Origin of the sequence: Chroococcidiopsis sp., assembly GCF_051657925.1 — a bacterium.
GTDB lineage: Bacteria > Cyanobacteriota > Cyanobacteriia > Cyanobacteriales > Chroococcidiopsidaceae > Chroococcidiopsis.
In genome coordinates this window covers 1-6,841 of record NZ_JBOFLP010000323.1, presented here as the reverse complement: position 1 = coordinate 6,841, position 6,841 = coordinate 1, and the positions used below count along the sequence as shown (strand labels likewise).

General features: G+C 42.6%; 11 protein-coding genes and 1 pseudogene. 8 read left to right on the top strand and 4 right to left on the bottom strand.

Annotated elements, in window-relative coordinates; translation table 11 throughout:
• The 6 genes and pseudogenes from ACRC32_RS25965 to ACRC32_RS25940 form a co-directional block, all read left to right on the top strand.
• Window positions 1-183, top strand: a pseudogene (locus ACRC32_RS25965) (ABC transporter); the annotation flags it as partial.
• Window positions 184-247: 64 nt separating this feature from the next.
• Window positions 248-679: a beta-carboxysome assembly chaperone CcmS gene (gene ccmS / locus ACRC32_RS25960; protein ID WP_438556681.1), complete on the top strand. Its 432-nt coding sequence runs from the start codon at window positions 248-250 to the stop codon at window positions 677-679.
• Window positions 676-1,365, top strand: coding sequence for an SAM-dependent methyltransferase (locus ACRC32_RS25955; protein WP_438556680.1), 690 nt, complete (start codon window positions 676-678; stop codon window positions 1,363-1,365). The genes ccmS and ACRC32_RS25955 overlap by 4 nt, the downstream gene beginning before the upstream one ends.
• A 208-nt stretch (window positions 1,366-1,573) precedes the next feature.
• Complete coding sequence (locus ACRC32_RS25950) at window positions 1,574-2,224, top strand: histidine phosphatase family protein (RefSeq protein WP_438556679.1); 651 nt, start codon at window positions 1,574-1,576, stop codon at window positions 2,222-2,224.
• A 10-nt stretch (window positions 2,225-2,234) separates the two neighbouring features.
• Window positions 2,235-3,272 carry a glucokinase gene (locus ACRC32_RS25945; RefSeq protein ID WP_438556678.1) on the top strand — a complete coding sequence of 346 codons (1,038 nt, stop codon included), beginning with the start codon at window positions 2,235-2,237 and terminating at the stop codon, window positions 3,270-3,272.
• Window positions 3,244-3,453 carry a hypothetical protein gene (locus tag ACRC32_RS25940; protein WP_438556677.1) on the top strand — a complete coding sequence of 70 codons (210 nt, stop codon included), beginning with the start codon at window positions 3,244-3,246 and terminating at the stop codon, window positions 3,451-3,453. The genes ACRC32_RS25945 and ACRC32_RS25940 overlap by 29 nt, the downstream gene beginning before the upstream one ends.
• Here ACRC32_RS25940 and ACRC32_RS25935 read toward each other — a convergent pair.
• The gene (locus tag ACRC32_RS25935) at window positions 3,438-4,544 is read right to left on the bottom strand and encodes a precorrin-8X methylmutase (RefSeq protein WP_438556676.1); all 1,107 of its coding nucleotides are present in this window, start codon (window positions 4,542-4,544) and stop codon (window positions 3,438-3,440) included. The two genes, ACRC32_RS25940 and ACRC32_RS25935, sit on opposite strands and share 16 nt — an antisense overlap.
• Window positions 4,545-4,635: 91 nt before the next feature.
• On the opposite strand from ACRC32_RS25935, the gene ACRC32_RS25930 reads away from it, so the two are divergent.
• Complete coding sequence (locus ACRC32_RS25930) at window positions 4,636-5,502, top strand: lysostaphin resistance A-like protein (RefSeq protein WP_438556675.1); 867 nt, start codon at window positions 4,636-4,638, stop codon at window positions 5,500-5,502.
• Window positions 5,503-5,600: 98 nt separating this feature from the next.
• Here the strand turns inward: ACRC32_RS25930 and ACRC32_RS25925 are convergent, their stop codons facing one another.
• The 3 genes from ACRC32_RS25925 to ACRC32_RS25915 all read right to left on the bottom strand — a co-directional run bounded on the left by ACRC32_RS25925 (window position 5,601) and on the right by ACRC32_RS25915 (window position 6,272).
• Window positions 5,601-5,795 (bottom strand): type II toxin-antitoxin system HicA family toxin, encoded by a 195-nt coding sequence (locus ACRC32_RS25925; RefSeq protein WP_438556674.1) that lies wholly within the window; start codon window positions 5,793-5,795, stop codon window positions 5,601-5,603.
• Window positions 5,788-5,997, bottom strand: a complete 210-nt coding sequence (locus ACRC32_RS25920; protein WP_106218440.1) for a type II toxin-antitoxin system HicB family antitoxin — start codon at window positions 5,995-5,997, stop codon at window positions 5,788-5,790. The genes ACRC32_RS25925 and ACRC32_RS25920 overlap by 8 nt, the downstream gene beginning before the upstream one ends.
• 179 nt (window positions 5,998-6,176) lie before the next feature.
• Window positions 6,177-6,272: a hypothetical protein gene (locus ACRC32_RS25915; RefSeq protein WP_438556673.1), complete on the bottom strand. Its 96-nt coding sequence runs from the start codon at window positions 6,270-6,272 to the stop codon at window positions 6,177-6,179.
• A 405-nt stretch (window positions 6,273-6,677) separates the two neighbouring features.
• Between ACRC32_RS25915 and ACRC32_RS25910 the strand changes: the two genes are divergently transcribed.
• Window positions 6,678-6,841 (top strand): GH3 family domain-containing protein (locus ACRC32_RS25910; protein ID WP_438556682.1); only part of this gene is annotated, 164 nt, incomplete at its 3' end.

Genomic DNA, 6,841 nt, shown 5'->3' with positions numbered 1-6,841 from the left:
GAACGAATTACAGTGGATAGAACCACAATTGCGATCGCCCATCGTCTTTCCACCGTGCGCAATGCCGATTGTATCTACGTCATGGAGTATGGCAAACCGATCGAAGCGGGAACCCACGAACAACTCCTAGAACGTGGAGAAATCTACGCCACGCTCTGGCGCGTCCAATCCGGCATAAAATAAATTTGTTCCTCATGGAATAACTACCAATTACCAATTACCAATTACCAATTACCAATTACTAACTATGTTCTCATTTGGTAGCCCTCAACCTGTCGGAGAAGATGGACAATGGCGACAGCAATTAGATTGGTTTGTTAAGGAGAATCAACAAGAGTTAGCAGCGCTATCTTGGGGGTTGTTTTTGGAAAAAGGAGCCAGCGATGACACCTTGGGTATCGACATCCAACCGACACCGCATTTTATCTTTTGTCCTAAATCTGCAATTGAAAAATTAAACGATTGCGTCAACAGTCAGATCCAAGAAGTTTTAGGATTTATTGAGGCTCATAATCCTGAAAAACAAGTTTTAATTCTTGGTATTGGTAACGGACAAATTAAGTTAATTCAATTTGAAATCGAACCCCCTCCCCCTGTTTGTTTCGAGCATCTTGCTTCTGATGTAGATACATTATTAGGTAGATTGGAAGAGCGTTTGAGCCAGTACGTGCAAACATGACTTTTAAACTAGAAAATGTCGTCCCTTGGGGGCGATCGATGCAAGAATATGTAAGGATGTTCGACCTCAAACCTGACGAACTAAAACTAAACATTCTAGATTGTGGTGGTGGTCCCGCTAGCTTTAATGCAGAAATGGCACAACAAGGATACAGCGTAATTTCTGGCGATCCAATCTATCAATTTACTGCGGCAGAAATTGCTCGGCGAGTGCAGGAAACTTATCAAACCATTATTGACGGGACTAAAATTCATTACGATCGCTTTGTGTGGCAAGATATTCAGTCGCCGGAAGAGTTAGGCAAAATTAGAATTGCAGCGATGAACAAATTTATTGTCGATTTTCCATTGGGACTGCAACAAGGTAGATATGTTACAGACGAATTACCTTACCTATCATTTCATTCGCATCAGTTCGATTTAGCGTTATGTTCTCATTTTCTCTTCACTTATTCCGATAACCTTTCCTTAGATTTTCACATAGCAGCGATTAGCGAAATGTGTCGAGTGGCAAAAGAAGTCAGAATTTTTCCACTATTAGTTCAATTTTCAGGAGAAATTTCGCCGTGGCTGCAACCAGTTATAGATGAAATGCAAAAACAAGGATGTGAAGTAGAAATTAGACAAGTAGCTTATCAGTTTCAAAAAGGTGGCGATCGCCTTTTAACAGTGACCAGTGACCAGTAATCAGTTACCAGTTACTTATTTCATGTTGGTTGGGTTTAAGTTAGGAGCCAATTGGTGGTAAGCGCATAAGGCGCGGGTAAAATCAGTGTTTTTAAATCAATGGTTTCCTTCTGTCTCCTGTTTCCTTTAACTTTTGACTTTTGACTTTTAACTTGCTTATATTTAGGTTTGGCATTCTGCGAATTCTATGCTTTGGGAATTGTTTCCTATGACTCAAATTGTCTGGATTGCTCGTCACGCCAATCGTCATGATTTTGTCAATCCTGAGTGGTTCCTCTCCGCAGAACGACCCTTCGATCCACCGATTTCTGAAGATGGTAAAGTTCAAGCTCAACAACTGGCGCAACGGCTGAAGGGAGAAAATATAAGTCATATCTTTGCTTCGCCATTTTTGCGCACGGTGCAAACAGCCAACTACGTAGCAGAAGCCCTCAGCCTTTCGATTAACTTAGAGTCTGGTTTAAGCGAATGGCTCAATCCTGCTTGGATGCCACAAGCGCCAAAAAGAGCGCCCCTGGAAGTTTTAACCCGCATGTTTCCCAGGATCGATACCAGCTATACTTCTCGCGTCACGGCAGAATATCCCGAAACCGGAGAAGTTGCCCTAGAACGGGCTGGCAAAACGGCTCGGTTGTTAGCAGAAGAATTTTCCAAAGATATTCTGTTGGTAGGACACGGGGCATCTGTAGTAGGTGCAACAATGGGTCTGGTAGGCGCAACGGCTCAGACAGAGGTTAACGCTGCTTTGTGCTGTTTAGTGAAAGTTGTCCGTCCAGCCCCAGAACAACCTTGGGTGATGGAGTTAAATGGCGACACGTCCCACTTAAGTAAAACCGAAAAAATTATTCGATTTCATTAAAGCGATCGCTATGACAATACTGTTAGCAGGAGATATTGGTGGCACGAAGACGATCTTGCGTCTGGTGGAGACAACAGAAGCAACCCCCAAAGCCCTTTACGAACAACGCTATAACAGTCGCGACTATCCAGATTTAGCGCCCATAGTCCAAGAGTTTTTAGCCAGATCTGAGGAAAAGTTGGGCAAAAAACTCTTACCGCAAAAAGCTTGTTTTGCGATCGCGGGTCCAGTTGTTAACAATACAGTACAGTTAACTAACCTAACTTGGTTGCTAGAAGCATCCAGGCTAGAAGAAGAGTTGGGGATCGAGTCCATCTCCCTAATCAACGACTTCGCCGCTGTTGGTTACGGTGTATTGGGTTTGCAGGAATCAGATTTGCACACCCTCCAAGCAGGTAAACCCCAAACAGGCACACCCATCGCGGTCATTGGGGCGGGAACGGGATTAGGACAGGGATTTTTGATTCAACAGGGTGATACTTACCAAGTCTTTAGTTCCGAAGGCGGACACGCTGATTTCGCACCTCGTTCCGAGTTAGACTTTCACCTCTTGAAATATCTATTGGACAAGCACGACATCCAACGAGTTTCAGTAGAACGAGTGGTGTCGGGACAAGGAATTGTCGCCATCTACGAATTTTTACGCGATCGCCAAAACGTGAAAGAATCGCCAGAAATTGCCCAAGTTGTAGAAGCTTGGGAAAAACAAGCTGGCAAGAAAGAAAAAACCGTCGATCCAGCCGCCGCAATTTCCAAAGCCGCCCTAGAAAAAAGCGATCGCCTGTCAGAACGGGTTATGCAGATTTTTGTTGAGGCTTACGGCGCAGAAGCAGGAAACCTCGCCCTCAAACTCCTACCATATGCAGGGTTATACATTGCTGGTGGCATCGCTGCGAAAATTCTCCCCCTGATGCAAGAAGGTACTTTTATCCGCACCTTCACCAGTAAAGGACGGATGCGACCTCTATTAGAAAACGTTCCCGTACATATCGTCCTGCGATCGGACATTGGGCTAGTTGGTGCTGCGATCGCCGCAGATCGGCTGTAGAAGAAGACAAGGGAGCAGAGAGCAGGGAGCAGAAAGCAGGGGGAAGAGAGAGTCGCGGAGCGATCGGGGGCTGAGGGAGAGTCGCGGAGCAATTCTGGTTCCACTAACCACCAGCCACTCACTACACCCCACACCCCACACCCTACACCCTTTCTTTACTGCTCCCTACTCCCTCAAATAACAATGACAATCCGGTTTCTCAATTGTCGATTCAACTAAAGCATTCAGGGCTACTGCCGCTAACAAGCCGCCGCCCATTGTCCCCTCAATCGTAATGTGGGGAATCCCAGAACGGATCGATCGCCGCTTGGCAGCTGGGGCATGGCTGAAACCAATTGGCATTCCGATGATTAAAGCGGGTTGAAATTGTCCCTTGGCAACGGCATCACAGGCAGCAATCAGCACTGATGGGGCGTATCCCACGACAAAAATACAGCCTGGTGGTAACTGCTGTAGCTGTTCTTGCCATTGGCTTTGATGCCAAAAGGCTTGCTCGGCTTCCACAACGCTGCTAACGTGAGGATCGGCGATTAAGGTAGTAACTGTACAACCTAAATGAGACAAACGGGTGCGATCGCAAGCCGCAACCACAGGGGCAACATCGCCGATAATTTCACAGCCTTGAGTTAGGGCATGACGCGCCGCCGCGATCGCCCCTTTACCCACACGGATAAAATTAACTAAACTAACATCGCCGCAAGCTAGCACCAGTTTGGACAGCAAATCGATTTCAATCTCCGAACGATTGGAGAGATCGGGTAGCAATTGTTGCAAAGATTCCTGAAATTCTTCTGGGTGAGCGTGAGTGGCTGCATCCCAATTTTCCCACAGTTGTTCTAACTGTCCCAATCCGTCTTGGCTTTCGACTTCTAATAAGCGCAACTGCGCGATCGCCTCTGCTTGCAGGGTTTGGCAAGAGCGATCGCGTCCGAGAAGTCCTTCTAGTGCCGTCGCTGTCTGTCGCAACCGCGCCATTTGTTGCATAACTGAGTGGTATTGTTGTTGTAACTGATGTGTTAAATTTTTGACTTCGCTAGCAGCATCGCTTTTGAGGAGTTCGCGAATGTGGGAAAGTTGAAAGCCTTGCTGTTTTAGTGCCACAATCCGCCGCAACTGTTGCACGTTTTCCTGAGTATAGAGGCGATAATTGCTACGCGATCGCTCTGGGGGTGGCAAAATGCCGAGTTGATGATAGTGTCGCACCATCCGAGGAGTACAATTGCCCCCCACTGCTTCGGTAAGTTCTTTGATGGTTAAACGTACGGCTGTCATGTTTCTCTAGGGGATTTGATGCGATCGCAAATCTAAAAGTTAATTACGTCAAACAATTCTAGACTAATTCCACCATATCAAATCGAGTCCTATGCTTAACTTACCAGCGATCGATCCCTTTTTAAAATTTAAAACTCGAAATATATTTATTTTATTTTTTATTCTTGTTGTTGAACTTGTTTTGATTTCTGATTTTGTCTTACTCTTCTTTAACTGGAATAGTGACGAGCCGATATTTTACGATTTGATATCTTGGTTGATTATAAGTTTACCCTGTATCTGGATTTTACATAGATTGCATCAATTATCTATTCACCCTAAATATTTAATTGGCAAATTACCAAGTCGCGATCGCTGGCTATCTTTATGTGGAATTGCCGTTGCTATCTGCCTATTTACCTGGGGAATCGATCTATTATTTTTTTATAGCTTATCTTTAGTTTCTCCTTCATTAACTGTAAGTCTGGTTAATTGGTTGCAAGATCCCCCTACCAGTACTTCAGCTTTACCAATTCTTGCTTGCTTAACGAATATAATTTCTTTAGTTATAGTTGCTCCTATTACGGAAGAATTTATTGTTCGAGGTATACTCATACATCGGTGGGCAATGAAATGGGGAGTATCGTCAGCAATATTAGTTTCTGCAATCATTTTTGGTTTGGGTCATATTGTTCCCTTCGGTGCAGCAGTTTTTGGAATTTTGATGACACTGCTTTATTTCAAAACTCGCACGTTAATTGTACCTGCGATCGCTCATGCCATGAATAATGCTGCCACGATTATTCTAGAATTTTTCTTTCCCAGTCAACAGATAACGATAAATTATAATTTTTCTGAATATTTGCGTTGGGGAATCGTACTGATAATAATTTCAGCTCCTTTTGTGCTTCGTTTTGTCTATAAAAATTGGTACAAACAGCAATTATTCTTGCCTTATTTTACTAATGCATCTCAATAATATATTTGCAATTGCGACAAGTCCCGTAGGATGCGTTAATGAACGTACTCTACAAGCTATCTTCAATCGAGATTTTCAATCAACTCTTCAGATGTTACTCAGGCTTGCTTAAGAATACCGCTCAAGGTTCCTATCTTCAATTCTCTATGTACTGGAACGACACAGCCAATTTCGCCATCTGCTGTGACTTTCTTCATTACGACATGGCTACCTGTTTGTCGAATTTGTACAAATCCTAAACGTTCCAAAGCACGAATTGCTTCCTTACTAGAAATCCTTGGTAGCTTAGGCATAGCTAACTTCTATGTTAGTAATATATCTAGGAGTTATTTCAGGTAAAGAAAACTCTTCTAAATAAAGTTTTGTTGCTTCGCGCAAGTTAGCAACCGCCTGTTCTATAGTTTCTCCTTGATCTACTGTACCGACTTCTGGACATTCAGCAACATACATATCATCTTCTCGATAAACGATCGCAGTGAAATTTCGAGTTTTCATGACACGACTTTATTCAACCTCATTAATAATACCAATTGTAAGGTGGGCATTGCCTACCCTACAGTTGAGGGTTCAAAACCGATAAAAAATTTGTTTTATCTGCTGCTGTCTCCTCTGACTCAGAAAAGCGATCGCACATTTGACTAATAAATAAGGTATTACCAACATATTACTAAAAATCACTCGCCATGTAGTAAATGTAAAAATATTGAAAATTGATATAAATTATAAGTCTGACTAGGTGGAAATAGTAAGACTTTTTTTGTCCCATACATCTGGATCGAAATACCATCCAGCGTTTTGTAGTGTAGGCACTCTAAATGTCACTTTTAATCCAGTAATAATAACTGGAATTTTCCTTTTTTGATATTTTTCAAAAAATATCTCTGAGGATATCGACGATAGCTCTATCCGTGTAATTGAGAATGTTGTATTAGCAGCTCTGCTGTCAGCAAAATTGCTAGTTATTAAACGCATAGAAAATTTCAGACGTACTTTCTATAACTTACCTATCGAAGAAAAGAAAAAATACTTTTTTAAGCTAATTTTAAGTATGTATTGATATTTGAAAATTCTTAAGATATGCAAAAATGTATACGGTTGCACCACAAAGCGCACTCGAAATAATTAGATAAGCCAACTATTATTTATAATAACGCAGACAAAAGTGTGAGGAGCCAATGAAAAATTTTTTGCTGCCACTGTTGCAAACTGTTGCCGAGCATACAAAGGATAACTTTGTCAAAAAAACGCGCCAAGTTGAAGCAGTACAAGAGCGATTTCTGCGAGATTTACTACGAGCTTATCAGGCGACAGAGCTAGGGCAAAAGTATGGATTTAAAGA

Coding starts and splice junctions, on each gene's coding strand:
- ccmS (WP_438556681.1), top strand. CDS start 248: ATGTTCTCATTTGGTAGCCCTCAACCTGTCGGAGAAGATGGACAATGG.
- ACRC32_RS25955 (WP_438556680.1), top strand. CDS start 676: ATGACTTTTAAACTAGAAAATGTCGTCCCTTGGGGGCGATCGATGCAA.
- ACRC32_RS25950 (WP_438556679.1), top strand. CDS start 1,574: ATGACTCAAATTGTCTGGATTGCTCGTCACGCCAATCGTCATGATTTT.
- ACRC32_RS25945 (WP_438556678.1), top strand. CDS start 2,235: ATGACAATACTGTTAGCAGGAGATATTGGTGGCACGAAGACGATCTTG.
- ACRC32_RS25935 (WP_438556676.1), bottom strand. CDS start 4,544: ATGACAGCCGTACGTTTAACCATCAAAGAACTTACCGAAGCAGTGGGG.
- ACRC32_RS25930 (WP_438556675.1), top strand. CDS start 4,636: ATGCTTAACTTACCAGCGATCGATCCCTTTTTAAAATTTAAAACTCGA.
- ACRC32_RS25925 (WP_438556674.1), bottom strand. CDS start 5,795: ATGCCTAAGCTACCAAGGATTTCTAGTAAGGAAGCAATTCGTGCTTTG.
- ACRC32_RS25920 (WP_106218440.1), bottom strand. CDS start 5,997: ATGAAAACTCGAAATTTCACTGCGATCGTTTATCGAGAAGATGATATG.
- ACRC32_RS25915 (WP_438556673.1), bottom strand. CDS start 6,272: ATGTATGGGACAAAAAAAGTCTTACTATTTCCACCTAGTCAGACTTAT.